We start from the raw sequence: 1133 nt of genomic DNA, 5'->3' as shown, positions 1-1133 counted from the left end.
GTCTGTTTCTGTTAAAACCGGTGAGAGTATTCTCTTTACCGATACTTCAAAAAATGATCCTGTTTCCTGGTTGTGGAAAATCAACAAGGGAGGAGTTGAGAAATTCACTTCAACACAGCAAAACCCAAGTTTTACATTCGCAGAACAGGGGCTGTATAGTGTCGTCCTTACGGTGAGCAATGCCTTTGGCAGCCATACCAAAACAGTTTCCGATATGATTGCTGTAGGTATTATTGTAGCTGATTTTACGGCAGGGTCCACTTCTGTTAAAACAGGCGATAGCGTGATTTTTACCGATGCATCAAAGGGGGCTCCTGTTTCCTGGTTGTGGAAAATTAACAAGGACGGGGCTTTAAAATTCACTTCAACAGAGCAAAACCCTAGTTTTGCCTTTACAAAACCGGGGCTTTATAGTGTTGTCCTTACGGTGGGCAATGCTTTTGGTAGTGATACCAAAACAGTTGCCGATATGATTAGGGTAACAACATTACCGATGGCTGATTTTACGGCTTCTTCCACAGCGGTGAAAACAGGAGGTACTGTAACTTTTAGCGATACTTCGGGTAATGCACCGACTTCCTGGTTGTGGACAATCAGCAGGGAGGGGGTTGAGAAATTTAGTTCAACAGAACAAAATCCAGGTTTTACCTTCACAGAACCGGGTATATACAGTGTTGCCCTTATGGTGAGAAACGATGCAGGGAACCATACCAAAACAGTTGCCGATATGATTACTGTAGGTTTTCCGGTCTCAAATTTCACGGCTTCTTCAACAGCGGTGAAAACAGCAGAGAGTGTAACTTTTACCGATACTTCGAGTAATGCGCCAACTTCATGGTTGTGGAAAATAAGCCGTTCAGGTGTTGAGAAATTTACTTCAACAGAGCAAAACCCAAGTTTTACCTTCACAGAACCGGGCCTGTATAGTGTTGCCCTTACGGTGACAAACGATGCGGGAAATCATACCAAAACAGTTGCCGGTATGATTACGGTAACGCTTCCCTGTGCCATAGTGTCGGGTGTAAGGGTACTAGATCCTATAGCGTCGTCTGTAAGGGTTATGTGGGATGCGGTTTTAGGTTCTTTGGGTTATGAGTATGTTTTAAATACTTCTTGGGAGAATCCGGTCTCTG

General features: G+C 43.9%; 1 protein-coding gene. It reads left to right on the top strand.

Annotated features, from left to right (window positions below):
* Positions 1-1133 (top strand): PKD domain-containing protein (locus AC6CH4_RS25865; protein ID WP_498108200.1); only part of this gene is annotated, 1133 nt, incomplete at both ends.

This window comes from Flavobacterium sp. GQ95 (assembly GCF_059758655.1).
Note: the sequence above shows the minus strand (reverse complement) of the source record. Positions and strands in the feature narration are given on the sequence as shown.